The following is an 18748-nucleotide window of genomic DNA, read 5'->3' on the forward strand; positions in this document are numbered from 1 at the left end:
GCGGGAATAGCTCAGTTGGTAGAGCATAACCTTGCCAAGGTTGGGGTCGGGAGTTCGAGTCTCCTTTCCCGCTCCAGATTCAAAAAAGCCCTAGTCGAAAGATTAGGGCTTTTTTTCTTGTGCTTTAGTTAAGATGCACGATTAAACCACTGGTTTATTCGCATCGACCCATGCTTTAAAGCCACCCTCTAAATGCGCCACATTGTGATAACCCAAAGCCTGCAAAGTCTTCACTGCCAAGGCCGAACGTCCACCTCCTGCACAATGTAGAATGGTTCTAGTATTCGGTTGTAATTCAGACTTATACATCGGACTACTCGGATCAGCAGCAAACTCTAAAGTACCACGGGAGATATGCAATGCACTTGGAATTGTTCCTGCAACGCGCTCTTCTGCATCTCGTACATCAATCAGAACTGCCTGTCCTGAGGCTAATTCTTGTTCAACCTGATCTGGGCTCAGATTTTCAATCTCAGATTTTGCCTGTTTAACCCATTCAGCAACTGTGTTCATTCTAATTATCCTTCCTTTATATGGATCCACTCAAAATACTAACGCATTTCAATTTAAATAAGCCTGAATAAACACACTTTGCAACAAAGCTTAAAAATAGCTCCATGCCTAAATATTTGATGCTCCACGTGGAACCTTTTAAAGCCGTCAAAGAAAAAGGCGCTTCCAATTATTTGGAAACACCTTTTTAGATTAATGTCTTTTCACTAAGATGATTCTGTGACCTTGGTTTGCACATTCACAGTTTTTTTGCGCTCGGTTTGCATCCCCGCCAGTATTCGATCCCGTGGCATAAAGGTGGTCGAGATAATCGCAATCACCGCCATACTGCCAATATACATCATGATCAGATAAGGGCTGCCATTACCGACACTGAGCAGTTTCGTGGCAATCAACGGCGCCAACCCGCCACCCAATACCCCAGCCAACTGCACCGAAATCGAGATACCGCTATAGCGAATTTCTGCCGGAAACTGCCGCGCAAACAGTTGCGCTTGCGGTGCGTACATAATCGGAAACACCACACCAATTGCCAACACGATTGCAGTCCAGACCAACACAGGGTCTTTGGTATTGAGCATGCTAAAAAATGGATAGCTATACAACGCCAGTACACATAGGCCAAACATAAACATATTACGCTGACCGACTTTATCGGACAAATGTCCACATAATGGGGTCATAAATATAATCACAATGGCGCCACAAATGGTGGCAAATAGGATCTCTTGTCTGGCAATCCCCAACTGTGTGGTGGTATAGGCCAAAGTAAAGGTCGAGGCAATATAAAACCATGCATTTTCAGCCGCACGTGCCACAATAATGGTGATCAGTTGCTTCGGATGGTTTTTAAAGACCTGTAAAGCAGGGACTTTAACTTCTTCCGCCTGCTGCTTCACTTTTTCAAAGTCGGGCGACTCGGGCACTTTGACTCGGATGTACCAACCGACTGCCAGTAATACGATGCTGGCAAGAAACGGAATCCGCCAGCCCCAACTAAATAGGGCCTGTTCGGGGAGTAAAGACACCAATCCTAATGCAATCGAGGCCAGCATTAAGCCACCGCCAGTACTGGCTTGAGGCAGACTGCCCCAAAAGCCCTTTTTACCTTCTGGCGCATGTTCAACCGCCATTAACACGGCACCGCCCCACTCGCCGCCCATGGCCATACCTTGGATAAATCTCAGGATCACCAAGCAGATGGCAGCCCAATAGCCAATCGACTCATAAGTGGGTAACAGACCAATCAGGACCGTTGGAATCCCCATCAACATCAAGGTGAGCAATAACATCGATTTTCGCCCGATCTTGTCACCAAAATGCCCAAATACCAGACCACCCAACGGTCGCCCAATGAATCCCACCGCATAGGTAGCGAATGCGGCAAGCACACCCGTCAACGGATCAAGGTTAGGGAAAAACAATTTATTAAAAATTAAAGCTGCTGCCGCACCGTAGATAAAAAAGTCATACCACTCAATGGTGGTGCCTACCATACTTGAGATACCCGCCAAGCGATGAGAGGACTTTTTAGCAGATGAACCGTTTCCATGTATTGTTTGCATCATCATGTTCCTTTCTTGGATCTTCTTGTTTTATATTTTTTGCTGATCATCAATCCTGACCATCAGCATGTCAGACGTTTTACTACTCCTTCGATGAGTCAATATGCATGATTGGATTTAGCTGAGTTTTTCCAGAATCTGTTCCAGCTCTGGGTTACGTTGTTGCCATTGCGGCTGTTTGTCTTTGTCCACAATCAGAGCACGTACCCCTTCAATAAAATCACCGTGTTCAAACCAGATATCTTGTAGGTCTCGCTCTAGTTGCATGCATTGTGGCAAGGAAAGACCACGGCCTAAATGTTGTAGTTTCAAACTAGTTTGTTTGGCAATGAATGACCGCTGTTGCAAGATGTTGAGCATTTTTTCTGCCCAAGGCTGCAATTGCTCCTCCTGCTCATTCGCAAGGCTTTGCTCAATTTCGTCCAAATGCTGAAAACCAAAATGTCTGCGAATGCCATCTGCCAACTGTTTCAGTTCACTTTCAGCAGGTCGAGTAATAAAGCACGCAACAATATGCTCAATATTTTGTTTGCTTAGATTCGGTTCATTGATCAACGTGTCTTGCAGGGCTTGTAGCTTGTCACTCGGTACATGGTAGTCGATCAAATCCAAATAAAGCGCGTCACTGCTGCTGATCTGCTCCCCCGTAATGGCCAGATAAACCCCAATATCATCCAGTCGAGACAGGAAATGGGTCGCACCGACATCAGGGAAAAAGCCAATCGCAGTTTCAGGCATTGCAAATCTGGATTTTTCACTGCTCACCACAATATGACAGGCTTGTGCTAAGCCAAAACCACCGCCCAGCACATAACCATCGAGCACTACGACCACAGGCTTTGCATAGTCACGCAGCAGGTTCAGCATCTTATATTCGGCGCTAAAATAGCCCTTATAATCAGCCGTATCATTTTTATAGCTATCATATAGATAGCGAATATCCCCACCGGCACAGAAGGCTTTGGGGCTATTCGATTTGATCAAGACCGCCTGAATTGCTGCATCATAACGCCACAACTCCAGTTGACTACAGATACCCTCAATCATCTCCAGTGACAAGGCATTTAAATGTTTGACCCGATCTAAGCTCATCAGGCCAAGACCACCCTTTTGCTCAATCATTAACTGATTTTCGATATTCATTGTTGTTGATCTCTTATCGATTTTTAAATTTGGCCTGACGTTTTTCCACAAAAGCCTGCATACCTTCTTTCTGATCCGATGTGGCAAAAATAGAGTGGAACATCCGTCTTTCAAAACGTAAGCCTTCGGACAGATTGACTTCAAAGGCTCGATTAATGCTTTCTTTCAGCATCATGTTGGCCGTTAAAGAGCGTGCAGCAATGTTCTCTGCGGCTTGCAGGGTTTGTTCCAGTAATTGTTCTTTACCAAACACACGTGCTACCAGCCCGCTTTGTTCAGCTTCGACTGCGCCCATCTGCCGCGCGGTAAAGCACATTTCCATGGCTTTGGCTTTACCAATTGCATGGGTTAGACGTTGCGTGCCGCCAATCCCTGGAATCACACCCAAAGTCACTTCAGGTAAACCAAACTTGGCATTGTCGGCACAATAGATAAAGTCACACATCAGGGCCAACTCACAACCGCCGCCAAGCGCATAGCCACTAACTGCTGCAATCAACGGTTTACGGCGTTGCGCGATACGATCGGCAAGATGGAAAAAATCATCAAAATAAATATCGGGAAAATTCAGCTCGGCCATTTCCTTAATGTCTGCACCTGCGGCAAAGGCCTTTTCCGAGCCTGCCAACACCATACAGCCAATCTCGCGATCTTTTTCCAATTCATCTAAAGCCTGATTCACTTCGCTAATCAATTCACTATTCAGCGCATTCAGGGCTTGCGGACGATTCAGCGTAATCAGCCCCACACCATTGCGTTTTTCTAATAAAATGGTTTGCCACTGCATCATCGATTCCTTGTTCTCTGGTTATAAGCTACGTGCGATCACTAAGCGTTGAATATCGCTAGTGCCTTCATAAATCTGACAAATTCGAGCATCACGATAGATGCGTTCAATCGGAAAATCTTTCAGATAGCCATAGCCGCCAAACACCTGTAACGCGGCTGAACAGACGCGTTCGGTCATTTCCGAGGCAAACAACTTGGCCATGGAAGCTTCATTGAGACAGGGTTGCCCTGCTTCTTTGAGACGTGCAGCATAATGCACCAGTTGTCGAGCCGCTTCGATTTCGGTGGCCATACTGGCAAGGCGAAAAGCCAGTGCTTGATGCTCAAAAATTGGCTTGCCAAAGGTCAAACGCTCTTTGGCATAACGCGTGGCTTCTTCCAATGCTGCACGTGCCAACCCGACCGCCTGTGCCGCAATACCAATACGACCACCTTCCAGATTGGCAAGCGCAATTTTCAGCCCCTCACCTTCAGCACCCAACATCAGGCTCTTATGAATACGCACATCAGTCAGGGCAATCTGACAGGTATCGGAGGCATGTAAACCGAGTTTTTCTTCGACGCGAATCACCTCATAACCGGGTGTCTCGCGTGGCACGAGGAAGGCACTGATGCCCTTTTTACCTGCATTGGGATCAGTCACGGCAAATACGATAATCACGCCCGCATTGTCACCCGAAGTAATAAATTGTTTGGCACCATTGAGAATATAATCATCGCCATCTTTCACGGCACGGGTTTTAATCGCTGCCGCATCCGAACCGGTATGCGGTTCAGTCAGGGCAAAAGCACCGATCATTTCACCTTGTGCCAAGGGTTTTAAAAAGCGTTGTTTTTGCTCATCGCTACCAAATTTTAAAATCGGCACACAGCCCACCGAGTTATGCACGCTCATGATGGTTGAGGTAGCACCATCGGCTGCGGCCACTTCCTCAAGCGCCAAGACATAAGCGAGATTACCTGTGTCAGAACCACCCCATTGCTCAGGAATCAACATGCCCATAAAGCCGAGTTGGCCCATTTGTGCCAATGCGGCTTTGGGAAAAGTGCCATGTCGATCCCAATCACTGGCATTCGGTTTAATTTGCTCTTGGGCGAAGCTTTTCGCCATATCACGAATTAAGTTTTGTTCTTCAGTTAATTGCATCTTATCTTCCTTAACCTGCTTTCGCTTGCTGTTTGGCAATTTCCTGATGACGTAATAAAAAGCGCTGAATTTTGCCACTTGGCGTTTTTGGCAGTTCAGTGACGAACTCAACCAAGCGTGGATAAGCATGTGCAGACAGACGTTTTTTCACAAACTGACTCAATTCCTCAGCCAATTGCTCTAAAGGCTGAATGCCTGCCGATAAAATCACAAAGGCTTTCACCACCTCGGTCCGCTCTGGATCAGGTACCCCGATGACCGCTGCTTCAACCACCGCATCATGTTCGAGTAAGGCACTTTCCACATCAAAGGGGCCAATCCGATAGCCCGAAGTGGTGATCACATCATCACTGCGTCCGACAAAACTCATGCTGCCGTCGGCATGCAACTCGGCAGTATCACCCGTCAAATAGTACTGACCAATAAAAGGCGATTTACGGGTTTCATGATAGCCACCAAACCACATCATCGGGGATTGGCTGATATCGACCGCTAAAATTCCCGGCGTATCTGCAGGCAATTCTTCGCCTTGCTCATTCACCACGGCAACACGATAGCCTGCACTGGCAAAACCCGCTGAACCAGCACGAACCTCATGGCTTAAACCATGGTGATTGCACACCACCATGCCCACTTCAGTTTGCCCATAATGATCATAGATCGGCGCATCCAACACCTGTTTAAACCAACGGATCACTTCTGGATTTAGCGGTTCACCTGCACTACTCACTACTCGGAACTGGCCTTTTAACGCGGCCATCTGAGCAGGATCAGCCGCCATCATCATGCGGTAAGCTGTAGGTGCCCCCGCCAGATTGGTAATCTGATAATCCTTCACAATTTGACACAGGCTGTCCGTGCTAAAACCACCGTCATAGAACAAGATGGCATGCCCTAAAAATAAGGGACCAGTAATACCGAAGTACAGGCCATATGCCCATCCTGGATCGGCAATATTCCAGAATGAATCCTCTTCCCTTAAACCAACCGCATCTTGCATATAGCGAGCAAAGGCCAGTAAGGCTTTTAACGGCACTTCTAAAGGTTTGGCGGGTCCTGTGGTTCCTGACGTAAACATCAATAAAAATGGATCTTGCAGGGTTCGCATGACCAAGTCACAGTGCTCAGGTTGCTGCTGTACTTCATTCCAGAAATTAAAGTCCTCTGGATTTAACTGGGTCGCTTGCTGATCTGCAACTGTGACAATTGCGGGACAACGCTCAACTTCATCTAGTTTGCTGCGGTTACCTGTATCTGTCACCACCAACTTACTTTGTGCCAGTTGCAGACGATGCTCGATTGCCTTTGGCCCAAATGCAGTAAACAACGGTTGATATACCGCACCAATTCGCCAAGCGGCGAAAATCGTCACCAGCAACTCTGGTGTTCTCGGCAGTAATCCTGAAATACGATCACCTGCTTTTACACCCTGCGATTTTAAGAAATTGGCAAATTGACTCGACCATTGCTGTAACTGGCGAAAAGTGTATTGTTCTTTTCGACCATCTTTGCCTTGCCAATACAACGCGATCTTGTCGTCATGCGCATGGCGATCACAACATTCATAACAGGCATTCAATGCATCGACTGAACCTGACAGCATCTGTGTTGCTGTACTGTGCAGATCAAAAGCCTGTACCGTCTCTTTATAATTCAACATCTGTGTTCCCTCAGTCTGGTTTGATTGTTCTTCATGACAGGGTTTAATTTTTTGATAAAAGCCATCCTTTGGCTGTAGCTGTTATGCCTCTGGCGGCAGGTATTGTTGAATAATGCTGGAAAAATCAAGATGCGCATTACCGCGCATACACATTTGCTGATACAGCTGCTGCACCATCCCACCCAATACAATCGGTTGTTGAACTTGCCCAGCCGCTTCTACCGCAAGCCCCAAGTCTTTCAACATCAACTGCGTGGCAAAACCATCTTGATAGCCACGCGAAGCGGGTGCATTTTCATTAATCTGTGGCCATGGATTACACACTTCAGAACTCCAGCAACGACCACTTGAGGTGTTAATCACCCCAGCCAAGGCTTTTGGATCAATGCCCAGTTTGGCACCGAGTGCCATGCCTTCTGCCACGGCAGCCATAGAAATTCCCAGAATCAAGTTATTGCAGATTTTGGCAATTTGACCTGCACCCACCTCCCCGCAATGCACCACGTTTTTGCCCATGTGACTGAGTACGGGTTTGACTTCATCAAAAGTCTGATCATTGGCACCGACCATAAAGGTCAGCGTGCCCGCTTGTGCACCAATGGTGCCGCCTGAAACAGGTGCATCGCAAATATGGATATTTTTACTTTGGGCAACCGCAGCAATGTCCTTGATGGTTTGTGGGTCAATGGTACTGCTATCAATACATAAGCTGCCTGCTTTCAGTACTTCAAGTACTCCATTTTCACCGAGATAGACTTCTTTGACATGTTTGGCCGCAGGTAACATGCTGATCAGCACATCAGCTTGTTTCGCTGCTGCTTGCGGGCTGTCACACACCACACCACCTGCCTCAGCAAAGTGCTGAATGGCCACTTCGCTAAGATCATAACCATAGACTGTCAATCCAGCTTTGAGCAGGTTTTGGGCCATTCTGCCGCCCATATTGCCTAGACCGATAAAGGCGATATTCATCCATGATCCCCTTATTAACGTAAACTGATGGTGGTGTTGACACTGCCCACTTCGTGACTGTCTTCAAACCAGCGACTGGTAATGGTTTTGGTTTGAGTATAGAACTGCACCGCCTGTTTACCATAAGGGCCCAAATCACCCAGTTTAGAACCACGTGAACCGGTAAAGCTAAAGAACGGTACAGGCACAGGAATTGGGATATTGATACCGACTTGACCGATATCAATCAGGTTCTGGAAAGTCCGTGCAGTTGCACCACTTTGGGTGAATAGACCGACACCATTACCAAATGGATTGGCATTGATCAACGCAATTGCCTGTTCAAGCGTATCGACACAAATAATCGCCAACACAGGGCCAAAGATTTCTTCTTTATAAATGCGCATGTCAGTATTTACACCACTGAAAATGGTCGCACCGACAAAATTACCGTCCTCATAACCCAGCACCTGAACATCACGACCATCCAGTAACAGTTCTGCGCCTTGCTCGACACCACTATTGATCAAATCCAGTACACGGGCTTTGGCACGTTGTGAAATCACAGGACCAATATCGGTATTCGGTTCATGTCCTGCATTGACCTTTAAAGTCTTGGCCTTTTCGACCAGTTCTGGTACCCAATGCTTGCTGTCACCAACCATCACTGCCACTGACAATGCCATACAACGTTGCCCGGCTGCACCAAAAGCTGCACCGACTAAAGCATTCAGCGTTTGTTCTTTATTGGCATCTGGCATTACCGCGACATGGTTTTTCGCCCCCATCATCGACTGCACACGTTTGCCATGTTGTCCTGCAAGGTTATACACATGGGTTCCGACCGCGGTCGAACCGACAAAGGAAATCGCTTTAATATCAGAATGCGTACACAGGCGATCAACCACCTCTTTACCACCATGTACCACATTCAGTACCCCTGCTGGAATACCTGCCTGAATCGCCAGTTCCACCAACATCATGGTCGAAAGAGGATCTTGTTCAGAAGGCTTCAACACAAAGGTATTGCCACAGACAATTGCCATCGGGAACATCCACAATGGAATCATGGCCGGGAAGTTAAATGGGGTAATGCCTGCGCACACACCCAAAGGCTGCTGCACAGTATAGGTATCTACGCCACGTGCCACGCCTTCAACGTATTCACCCATCTGCAAAGTACCGACTGAACAGGCATGCTCAACCACTTCCAGACCACGTTGAATATCACCTTCCGCATCGGCCAAAGTCTTGCCTTGTTCAGCCGTCAGCACCTGTGCAATTGCTTTCATATTGGCACGAATCAAGTCTTGCAGCTTCAGCATGATACGCATACGTGCCTGAATCGGGGTTTGACGCCAAGAAGCAAATGCTGCTTGTGCAGACTGAATTGCCGCATCGACTTCCTGCACCGTCGCAAATGGCACACGACCAATCACCTCCTGTGTAGCAGGATTAATAATGTCTTGCCATTGTTGGGTTTCAGATTCGATAAAACTGCCATTAATGAGTAACTTGGCTGTTTCCAATTGAATATTTTGGATTGTGTTCATAACCTCTCCATAGGCCGTATTTTTATTGTGTTCAGTGTTCAGAAAATATCGATCGTCGTATTTTCTTTATTCAGGTTTTATTCGAGACTAGCAAAGAAAGCTTTGACCACCAACGCAAATTAATGCACGATCGTTGTGCAAATATGCACAAGGAAGACCATAATAATGAAAGTGGATTGGGATCATCTACAGTTTTTTTTAGTACTGGCACGTACCAAAACCTTGACCAATGCGGCACGGATCATCGGCGTGGAACACAGTACTGTGGCACGGCGGATTCAAGCCTTAGAACAAACTTTAGGAGTGACCTTATTTAAACGTGAAGCCTCGGGCTATGAGCTGACGCTGGAAGGCATGGCGTTAGTGCCACGGGTTGAGCAAATGGAATATGCCTTTCTGCAAATTGAAAAGCCCGATCAGCCATTGCAAGGTCGTGTGCGAATTGGCACACCTGAAGGCTTCGGCACCGCCTTTCTGGCACGCTTACTGGCCGAGTTTTCCATGCAATACCCATTGCTGACCATCGACCTTATTCCCGTGCCGAAAATGATCAAACTGTCGCATCGTGAAGCAGATATTGTGGTTTCAATTGAGCGCCCAACTTCAGGGCCCTATATCATCACGCGCTTGTCCGACTATTGTTTAAAAATTTACGGCAGCAAAAGCTATCTGACGCAGCATCCACCAATTCGGCATTTGCAGGATTTAACCCCACATCGTTTTGTTAATTATATTGATGATCTGGTCTATAGCCCTGAGCTATATTGTCTGGAACGTTTACCTTTGAAACTGAATGCCAACTTCCGCAGCAGTAGTATTTTAGCCCAACAAATTGCCGTAAGTGCAGGTGCAGGATTGGCCATTTTGCCCAAGTTTTTGGCCGATGATAAACCCGAGCTTGAAGCTGTATTAGAGCAACAGGTGCGCTATACCCATACCTTTTGGATGCTGACCTTTGTCGATTTGCAACATGAACCCCGTATTAAACTGGTCTGGGATTATCTACGTAAACAGGCCGATCAATATCAGCATTTATTGGTGGATTAAACACAATCGCTAGACCATAAAAAACCGATCAATGGAGATCGGTTTTTTACTCCTATCAGCATAGGCTATTGGGTCAATTCACGCCCCAATTTTTTCATGCGGGGTTTATACATCAGCTGGTAGGTCACTGCCAAAATAACCACCCACAATGGGCTAACATACAGGGCTTTTAAGGTATCTGGCTCAAGTGCCAAAATCACCAAAGCAAATAACAAGAAGGCAATCACCATATAAGACATGAATACACCACCCGGCATTTTAAACTTTGATTGTGCATGCAGTTCTGGACGTAATTTACGGTAGCGCAGATAACACACCATGATCAGACTCCAGACACTAATGAATAGAATCACACACAGTGAACTGGCTAAAGTGAAGGCTTCAAGAGTATTCGGCACAAAGTATTGCAACACCGCCCCGCCCATGATGAACACACACGAGAAGATCAGACCATTGGCAGGCACGGCACTTTTGGATAAACGCCCAAAGGCATTTGGTGCCTGACCATCTTTAGATAAACCAAACAGCATCCGACTGGTCGAGAACACCCCACTGTTCATGGAAGACATCACCGAAGACAGGACGACCAAATTCATGATGATGGCCGATGTCACAATCCCTGCATTCAGGAACAACTCGACAAATGGACTCTTATCGGCACGGATAATGTTCCAAGGTGTCACTGACATCACCACCAACAAGGCCAATACATAAAATAGAATAATCCGAATCGGAATCGCATTAATGGCCTTGGGTAAATTCTTATGCGGATCTTTGGTTTCAGCAGCGGTAGTTCCTATCAATTCCACACCGACAAAGGCAAAGACTGCGATCTGAAAACCAGCCAAGAAGCCATCCAAACCTTTTGGAAACATACCACCATGCGACCAAACATTACTGAGCGAAGCGACAGCACCATGCGGTGCCTGAAAATGACTAAAAATCATATAGCCACCAACACCAATCAAGCCAATAATCGCCAAAATCTTGATCAGGGCAAACCAGAACTCAATTTCACCAAATAGGCGCACAGTGAGCAGGTTTAAGAACAGCACAAACAGCACGCAGCCTGCACTAATGGCAGCCTGACCAATTGGGGTAAACATGGTGCCTTCGGGCAGCCAGAAGGTGAGATAATTGATCACGGCGGCTAGATCGGCAATACCAACCAGCACAACCCAACCAATAGGTCCAGCCCATGTAATAGCCAGCCCATGGTCCAATCAGATCATGCGCCATATCGACAAAGGATTTGTAATGCAGGTTGGCAAGTAACAATTCACCGAGCGCCCGCATTAAGAAGAAGAACATGCCACCAATAATCATGTAAATAAACAGAATTGATGGGCCTGCCAAAGAGATGGTTTTGCCTGAGCCCATAAAGAGCCCTGTACCAATGGCACCGCCGATGGCGATCAACTGCAAATGGCGATTGGAGAGTTTACGTTGTAAGTCTTGGGGCGACTGTTCGCCTTCTGACTGATGAGATGTAACCGTCATATAAAGTTCCTTTTACTTTTTTCCTAAATGAGTCAGCACTTGATTTATACGCCATACCCTAGCTGTCTTTTAAAGACGGCTGACTCATTTCGATTGCAAGAAAATACGTATCTGACTACGTTTTATCTACTGCAAATACGTTACTTTTCTTCTTTTTTTATATTTTTTAAACAAAAATAAAGCGGATCGCTTTATTTTTGTGCTGCAACGACTGCAATTTCAATCAACCACTTCGGATTGACCAAGTCTGCCTGAATGGTGGCACGCGAAGGTGCAACATGACCTTTTAACCAGTCAATCCAGATGGTATTCACCACAGGGAAATCGGACAAGTCTTTAAGAAATAATTGCGCAGACAATAAACGTGATTTATCGGTTCCTGCTGAAGCCAAAAGTTGTTCAATGGTTGCCAACACTTCACGGGTTTGCCCTTCAATATCTAAGTCCGCATTTTTAGGCACTTGTCCTGATAAATACACCACTTGATTGAAGACCGTCACTGCGCTCATGACTTCATTGGTATTGAGCTTTTGAATATCTGAATGAAACATAAGAAATCCTTATTCCTGAGTAATAAATGAAACACGTGCAGTCACGCCACACATCAGTTCATAACCGATGGTGCCTGAACCTGCTGCCACTTCATCAATGGCTAAAACTGTGCCTGAACTGGACTGACCCCAAAGCACCACTTCACTACCAACATCGGCATCGTTGATTGGGCTAAGGTCTACCGCCAGCATATCCATGCTGACCCGTCCAATGATTTGGGTCCGAATCCCATTGACCAGAACAGGGGTTCCTGTTGCTGAAATACGTTGATAACCATCGGCATAGCCACAGGCCACGATGCCAATTCGGATCGGTTGCTCGGCCACATAGCTAGAACCATAACCGACACTTTCATTGGCATTGAGCTGTTGCACGGCAATAATCTCGCTGCGCAAGCTCATGCTCGGCGCAAGGCCCCAGTCCTGAATGGTATGTTTGGGATAATCGGGCGAACTGCCGTACAGCATGATGCCGCCACGCACATAATCCGACTGTAGTTGAGTTTGATATCTTAAGATTGCAGCACTGTTACTGACCGATCTTTCTCCAGGCAAACCTGCAATTGCGGCGTCGAACTGCTGCAGTTGATAGTCAATGCCTGTTTCACCAAAACGGTCACCATCGGCATCGGAGAAATGCATCATATGGGTGATGCTGGCAATGTTGTCTGACTGGCTCAACTGCTGCCAAATGTCACGATATTGTTGTGGTTTAAACCCTAAACGGTTCATGCCACTATTCATCTTGAGGAAAATATCGAATTGAGCAGGATAGGCATGCTGCTGTATCCAAGCCACCTGTTGGGTATTATGTACAGTAAAACTGAGTTGGTATTGAGCACAATCAAACAGGTCTTGGGCAGAGAAAACCCCTTCCAGCAATAAAATCGGACCGGTCCAGCCCAAAGCCCGCAGACGTTTTGCTTCGTCCAAATCGAGCAAGGCAAAACCATCCGCACTTTTAAAAGATGCATAAACACGTTCAATCCCATGCCCATAAGCATTGGCTTTGACCACCGCAAACACTTTGCTGTTGGGAACCGATTGCCTTACCACCGCAAGGTTTTGGCGTAAGGCTTGGGCATGGATCACCGCAGTAATTGGACGAGGCATAATTAACTTCCCTGTCTGTGCAATTAAGCGGCGTGCGAATAACGTTGAATCGACAAACCATCGGTACTGATGTCAGGGCGATGGTTCATGACCAGATCACTGATCAATTTGCCTGAACCACAGGCCATGGTCCAACCTAAAGTGCCGTGCCCTGTATTCAGGAACAGATTCTTGTACTGGGTCGCACCAATAATCGGGGTGCTGTCTGGGGTCATCGGACGTAAACCTGTCCAGAATGAGGCCTGAGCGAGGTCACCACCCGGGAATAGATCTTGAGTCACCATTTCCAAGGTGGCACGACGATCTTGATTCAATCCAAGATTGAAGCCGCTCAGTTCAGCCATACCACCGACACGGATACGTTGATCAAAACGGGTAATCGCAACTTTATAAGTCTCATCCAAGACCGTTGATTGTGGCGCAAGTTTTGGCTCTACAATCGGAATTGTCAGTGAATAACCTTTGACTGGATAAACCGGTAAATTCAGTTCCAATGGTTTCAGGAAGTCACGAGAGTAACTACCAAAGGCCAAGACATAACGATCCGCGGTGAGGACCTCACCATTGACCTTGACGCCTTTGATTTCATCGCCTTCAACAATCAGATTTTCGACATTTTGATCGAACTTGAATTCCACACCTAGCTCTTGTGCCAGTTTTGCCAAGGCATTGGTAAATAAATAACAATCGCCGGTTTCATCATTCGGTAAATGTAAGCCACCGACCAATTTATCGGTATGGGCTAAAGCCGGCTCTACACTCGCCAGTTCTTGGGCATTGAGTAAAGCGAAATCAACACCGCATTCTTGCAACACTTGAATATCGCGTTGTACCGCTTCAAGTTGCGCGTCATTACGGAACACTTGTAAAGTGCCCTTCGAACGGTTTTCGTAGTTGATGCCAGTTTGTGCTCTTAAATCACGTAAGCAGTCACGGCTGTATTCGGCCACACGCATCATGCGTTCTTTGTTGACCGCATAGCTTTGTGGATTACAGTTTTTCAGCATCTGTGCCATCCACTGCAGCTGCCACATACTGCCATCAATATTAATCGCTAATGGCGCATGATGTTGGAACATCCACTTGACGGCTTTAAAAGGAATACCCGGTGCTGCCCATGGGGTTGAGTATCCTGGGGAGATTTGACCTGCATTACCAAAACTGGTTTCTTTAGCAGGTCCTGATTGACGGTCAAGTACCGTCACTTGCGCACCTTGTTGTGCAAGATAATAAGCACTTGCCACACCAATGACGCCACTTCCTAAAACGATTACGCGCATAATAGATCCCTCGAGCACACACTAGGTTATTTAACTAGTATATTTTTGGATCAATAGTTTTTTTGACTGATTTTATGGGTATAATCTAGGTAATTTCATATTTTCGTCACGAAAAAATGAAAATAAAAGGGAATAAATGATGCGTAAATTAGACCGTATTGATCGCCTGATTTTAGACATTTTGCAGCGTGAGGGCCGGATTGCCATCAGCGAGCTGGCATCTCGGGTCAACCTGTCTACCACGCCTTGCTCGGAACGGGTCAAGCGTTTGGAGCGCGAAGGTATCATCATGGGCTATTACGCCCGTCTCAATCCTGAATATGTCGATCGCAACTTGTTGGTGTTTTTGGAGATCAAGCTTTCAGCCAAATCGGGTGATGTATTTGATCAGGTGGCGCGGGACTTGGTCGATATTCCAGAAGTGCTGGAATGCCATCTGATTTCAGGTGAATTTGATTATCTGGTTAAAGCACGCTTAAAGGAAATGAGTGCCTATCGCCGCCTGTTAGGTGATTTATTGAAAAAACTGCCTGCCTCTGCCTCTTCACATAGTTATGTGGTGATGGAAGAAGTAAAAGAGTCTTTGTATTTGGATGTGGGCGTGTAGTACGGCATTCAAAGCTATAAAAAAGCCCTTGATGAAAGGGCTTTCTATTATTTCATCCAGAAATTTTTACCGTAATAGGCACCATTTAACTGGGTAATTTCAATTAGTTTTTCTCTGAATAGATGAAAATAGGCTTCATCAGGTGGAATCGGATTACACCAGAACGCATCCAGATCACCTTGTACGGTTAACCCAGGCAGATCATAGAGAGAACGCCCTAACGTTTTCACAGGAATGTGGTGATACAGTGCCTGAATCCCTGTCGTACTGTTAATCGTGACCAAACCGAGGCTATGTTTTAATAAAGTCGGCAAATGGATATCACAGAAATAATGAACACGATCCTCTACCCCCAGTTTTGCTGAAACGTCTTGAATCAACTGAGCATATTGGCGATAACCACGGTCCATCGGATGATGCTTGAGGACTAAATGATGCGCTGGGTTGGCATGCTGCGCAAAAGAGTGAAGAATCTCGACAATACAATCGCGAATATCGGTGTAATCACTATGCACACGGACCTGTGAATCATTATGTACTTGCAGGGTATAGATAAAATAATTCTTACTGTGTTGCTGAATAAAGGCATCAAATCGCTTCGGCTCAACTAAGGAATTTTTAAAGCGACGCAACATCGCCATAAACCAGTAGCCAAACTCTTGCACAGGGTTATAACCGCGATGATGTCGATAAAAAGGATAAAGCCAGAACAGCAAAGCCCAACATAGATAATATTGGAAGCCGCTCCACAGCATCAGGTGATAATGGTTATCACTGGATTCGCGATGCAACTCTACCGCATCCTGATTATTTTCAGCTAAAAAAAGTTGTTTAAAATTCGAAAAGTCATTAACCCCATCTGCCTCGAAGGTGAGGTAATCTGGACGAATATAGCCTTCCTCAAACACATAGAATTTGATCTGCAACTGTTGCGCAACTGCATGTGCCTGTTGATGGTAAAAACGGCAATCTCCGAAACAAACAATGGCATCAATTTGATTTTGCTGAATGTGTTCAGACAACCAAGCGCCAAAATCGGTTGATTTTTTCCGGTAATGCCAAATATTCGGGCGAGAATGGTAGTAACGCCAGTCTCCCGCATTAAAATTGACTTTAAAACACTCAATTTGTTTGGTTGTAAGCCAGTCTGACAAATCTGTGAAGAATGAGCCTATTGGACCTTGTAATAACACAACTTTTTTGGCTGACAATAGCTCATCTAGATATATAGACAATCTCTAATCCTAAAACTTTATTTTCAATTCACGCAAGCGTGTAAACATCCATGACCAAACGCTTGATGGAGATTTCTCGGCCGTTTGCTGTAATTTGCATATCTGTTGCATCACATGTTCTGGTGTGACCAACGGAATCTGTAATATACGCGTCTGAGGTAAATTATAAACAGGATATTCTACCAAAACACTAAACGCTAACTCATCCACCGAGAGCTTACGTTGTCTCCGTTCACATGTGTGTCGATCAACTGTAACTCCCCAACCTGCATAAAACGGCATACCATAACAGTATACTTTAATGTTTCTTAACAGAGCTTCAAATCCAGATAAAGAGGTGATTGTGTGCAGTTCATCAATATATTCGAATAGTGTGATAATTGATACGTTTTTTTCAACCTGATCGACCAGATGCTTCATCTCATCCCATGCAATTTTACCCTTTCTGAGACCTTCTTCTACGTCAGGATGCGGTTTATAAATAATATATGCATCGGGATGGTTTTTTCGCACTTCTTCGATCAAAGCCAGATTGGTTTTAATATCGATTCCGCCCAGTTGGATCGACAAATCATCTTCCACCTGTCCCACCACTAAAATTATTTTTTTCTCAATATTATTAAGTGCTTGAATGCCTTCTGATAACTGCTGACCGACGTTATATTTGGTCAGTTTATTTTGAATGATCTGCTGTACCAACAACTGAATACGCTGCTGTTGTTCTGGAATAAGTTTGACCTGATTGAGTAGCTGTTCCAAACGTGATGGACGCGTGGCATCGTAGTAGATTCCAACATCATCAAAGACCAATGAAAAAGGCCTAATAAGTTTAGCACCGAGTCCCAAAGAGCGAAGAAAGCCATCTTCAACCGTCCATACCTGTTGGTAGCCTTGTTGCTTGAGTAATGCCGCCTTCTTCCCCCATGCCACAATGGCTTGATCTTTAGCTGGTTTACGCCAGTGTTTAAAGCGTAGCTCAACCTGAGGAAAGGCCAGAAAATCTTTAATAAAGCTCTTCTTCCATCGACTAAAACCATAAGCCACCACAGTTGTAGCGGGGATTTGTTTTTGAAATTCAATGTTAGGAATCAGAGTATCGACAATTTCCTGCAATTCACAGATCTGCTGAGAAACAGGCGAAACATATTTGGCATAGCGTAAATAAGCGGCGACGAAGAGTTGTTCAATGCTACGCGAGACCTGCCTACGGTTTTGAATGGCTTCAGGTAATTGCACGCGATCTTGCGTTAATCCCCAACCTGCATACCATGGTATGCCAAAGCAATGCACAGGCTTGCCGCACAATAATGCTTCAAAGCCCAATTGAGAACTCACCACATAGACTTCAGACATCTGTTTACACAACTCAATCGGATTATAATTCTCTGTCAGTAGCTTGATATTGGGTGCTTTGAGGTGCTCAAGCGAAAAGTGGCTCTTGGCTTTTCCAGCCAACACATCGGGATGTATTTTGACCCAGATCTGAGCGTCAGGATGGTCACTTTGCGCTTGTTGCAGCATGCGATTAAAACTTTCTGCCGAAGCCATGGCACAGCGAATCGATTGATCCCCCACAGTCTGATCAACCACAAGGATATTTTTTTGCTGCTGAAACTGGTTTGATTTAAGTGATTGGTAATGTAAATTGTATTTACTGATACCTGCATTCAAAATCTTCTGAATGAGTGTTTGTGCTTGTAATACTTGATCTTTAGAAAGTGATAACCCAGAGATTATTTTTTCCAAATCTGAGGATTGTGTCGCATCAAAATAGATGCCTGACTGGTCTAAAACGACAGAAAGGGGTTGATAGCCCGCTTTACCTAGACCTAAAGAACGAATAAAGCCATCTTCTGCACACATGGCAACACCATGCTGCTCAGCAGCCAATATTTGGGCTTTTTTAAAACTGTTTTTACGCCCCCACCCCCAAAATATTTTATTATTTTTCGTGTTTGTGCGTTTTTTGACCTCTTGAGTCAATGAGCAGTATAAATCATTGTTTTTAAAAAAATATATTTTCTTAATCCCAAAAGGAATGTAATCTAACATATGAACATTTACAATGTTGGTGCAGTTCATTTACCATTATAT

At 45.5% G+C, this 18748-nt stretch carries 15 protein-coding genes, 1 tRNA gene and 1 pseudogene; 3 read left to right on the forward strand and 14 right to left on the reverse strand.

The genetic code is table 11. The features are described 5' to 3' along the window. Positions 1 to 76, forward strand: a tRNA-Gly gene (locus tag F993_RS03570). A gap of 65 nt (positions 77 to 141) precedes the next feature. On the opposite strand, the gene F993_RS03565 is transcribed toward F993_RS03570, so the two are convergent. From F993_RS03565 to F993_RS03530, 8 genes are all read right to left on the reverse strand, one after another. Further along, positions 142 to 513 carry a rhodanese-like domain-containing protein gene (locus F993_RS03565; RefSeq protein WP_004656595.1) on the reverse strand — a complete coding sequence of 124 codons (372 nt, stop codon included), beginning with the start codon at positions 511 to 513 and terminating at the stop codon, positions 142 to 144. A 206-nt stretch (positions 514 to 719) separates the two neighbouring features. Continuing rightward, entirely contained in the window at positions 720 to 2078 is a 1359-nt protein-coding gene (locus F993_RS03560) for an MFS transporter (RefSeq protein WP_004656597.1), read from the reverse strand. Between the two features lie 117 nt (positions 2079 to 2195). Beyond that, on the reverse strand, positions 2196 to 3221 hold the full coding sequence (locus F993_RS03555) for an enoyl-CoA hydratase/isomerase family protein (protein WP_004656598.1): 1026 nt from the start codon (positions 3219 to 3221) through the stop codon (positions 2196 to 2198). Between the two features lie 13 nt (positions 3222 to 3234). Next, positions 3235 to 4008 (reverse strand): enoyl-CoA hydratase, encoded by a 774-nt coding sequence (locus tag F993_RS03550; protein ID WP_004656599.1) that lies wholly within the window; start codon positions 4006 to 4008, stop codon positions 3235 to 3237. Between the two features lie 21 nt (positions 4009 to 4029). After that, on the reverse strand, positions 4030 to 5157 hold the full coding sequence (locus F993_RS03545; RefSeq protein WP_004656601.1) for an acyl-CoA dehydrogenase family protein: 1128 nt from the start codon (positions 5155 to 5157) through the stop codon (positions 4030 to 4032). Between the two features lie 10 nt (positions 5158 to 5167). Continuing rightward, complete coding sequence (locus F993_RS03540; RefSeq protein ID WP_004656603.1) at positions 5168 to 6817, reverse strand: AMP-binding protein; 1650 nt, start codon at positions 6815 to 6817, stop codon at positions 5168 to 5170. An 81-nt stretch (positions 6818 to 6898) separates the two neighbouring features. Further along, entirely contained in the window at positions 6899 to 7789 is an 891-nt protein-coding gene (gene mmsB, locus F993_RS03535) for a 3-hydroxyisobutyrate dehydrogenase (RefSeq protein ID WP_004656604.1), read from the reverse strand. 14 nt (positions 7790 to 7803) lie between these two features. Beyond that, complete coding sequence (locus F993_RS03530; RefSeq protein ID WP_004656605.1) at positions 7804 to 9321, reverse strand: CoA-acylating methylmalonate-semialdehyde dehydrogenase; 1518 nt, start codon at positions 9319 to 9321, stop codon at positions 7804 to 7806. 165 nt (positions 9322 to 9486) lie between these two features. Here F993_RS03530 and F993_RS03525 point away from each other — a divergent pair, with 165 nt between their 5' ends. Continuing rightward, complete coding sequence (locus F993_RS03525) at positions 9487 to 10368, forward strand: LysR family transcriptional regulator (RefSeq protein ID WP_004656608.1); 882 nt, start codon at positions 9487 to 9489, stop codon at positions 10366 to 10368. A gap of 65 nt (positions 10369 to 10433) precedes the next feature. On the opposite strand, the pseudogene F993_RS0119795 reads toward F993_RS03525, so the two are convergent. The 4 genes and pseudogenes from F993_RS0119795 to F993_RS03510 all read right to left on the reverse strand — a co-directional run bounded on the left by F993_RS0119795 (position 10434) and on the right by F993_RS03510 (position 14812). Next, positions 10434 to 11868 (reverse strand): annotated as a pseudogene (locus F993_RS0119795) (amino acid permease). Between the two features lie 191 nt (positions 11869 to 12059). Continuing rightward, positions 12060 to 12419, reverse strand: a complete 360-nt coding sequence (locus F993_RS03520) for a RidA family protein (RefSeq protein WP_004656614.1) — start codon at positions 12417 to 12419, stop codon at positions 12060 to 12062. A 9-nt stretch (positions 12420 to 12428) separates the two neighbouring features. After that, positions 12429 to 13532: an alanine racemase gene (gene alr / locus F993_RS03515; protein ID WP_004656616.1), complete on the reverse strand. Its 1104-nt coding sequence runs from the start codon at positions 13530 to 13532 to the stop codon at positions 12429 to 12431. Positions 13533 to 13555: 23 nt separating this feature from the next. After that, entirely contained in the window at positions 13556 to 14812 is a 1257-nt protein-coding gene (locus F993_RS03510) for a D-amino acid dehydrogenase (protein WP_004656619.1), read from the reverse strand. Between the two features lie 139 nt (positions 14813 to 14951). On the opposite strand from F993_RS03510, the gene F993_RS03505 reads away from it, so the two are divergent. Continuing rightward, positions 14952 to 15419 carry an Lrp/AsnC ligand binding domain-containing protein gene (locus tag F993_RS03505; protein WP_032812567.1) on the forward strand — a complete coding sequence of 156 codons (468 nt, stop codon included), beginning with the start codon at positions 14952 to 14954 and terminating at the stop codon, positions 15417 to 15419. A gap of 47 nt (positions 15420 to 15466) precedes the next feature. On the opposite strand, the gene F993_RS03500 is transcribed toward F993_RS03505, so the two are convergent. Both F993_RS03500 and F993_RS03495 read right to left on the reverse strand, forming a co-directional pair. Beyond that, entirely contained in the window at positions 15467 to 16654 is a 1188-nt protein-coding gene (locus tag F993_RS03500) for a capsule biosynthesis protein (protein WP_004656624.1), read from the reverse strand. Between the two features lie 9 nt (positions 16655 to 16663). Beyond that, on the reverse strand, positions 16664 to 18736 hold the full coding sequence (locus tag F993_RS03495) for a capsular polysaccharide biosynthesis protein (RefSeq protein WP_004656626.1): 2073 nt from the start codon (positions 18734 to 18736) through the stop codon (positions 16664 to 16666). Positions 18737 to 18748 lie beyond the last annotated feature (12 nt).

The sequence above is a fragment of the Acinetobacter proteolyticus genome, from assembly GCF_000367945.1.
In the GTDB taxonomy this organism is placed as follows: Bacteria; Pseudomonadota; Gammaproteobacteria; order Pseudomonadales; family Moraxellaceae; genus Acinetobacter; species Acinetobacter proteolyticus.